This is a genomic window from Micromonospora sp. ATLC16 (assembly GCF_057196645.1).
In genome coordinates, this window is the sequence record NZ_JBXUOW010000212.1 from 1 (window position 1) to 222 (window position 222).

The 222-nt window shown below is 68.0% G+C and carries 1 protein-coding gene; it reads left to right on the plus strand.

Annotated features, from left to right (window positions below):
- Window positions 1-8 precede the first annotated feature (8 nt).
- Window positions 9-128 carry a transposase family protein gene (locus tag AC2CHE_RS27090; RefSeq protein ID WP_484507643.1) on the plus strand — a complete coding sequence of 40 codons (120 nt, stop codon included), beginning with the start codon at window positions 9-11 and terminating at the stop codon, window positions 126-128.
- Window positions 129-222 lie beyond the last annotated feature (94 nt).

The window sequence follows — 222 nt, forward strand, 5'->3', positions numbered from 1 at the left end:
CGCGTGGGGTGCGGTATCCGCTGTCGGGCCTGCTCGCGGTCGCGGTCTGCGCGGTCCTGGCGGGGGCATCGTCGTTCGCCGCGATCACCGACTGGCTGCACGATCTAGACGCAACGCCGTTCAGTTAGGGCGGCGGCTGGTTGGTCAAGGGTCGCTGGTGATGACGTCGATGCTGGTGGTGGCTTTGTAGGTGCGGCGATCGATGTTGGGTCCGCGGGCCTG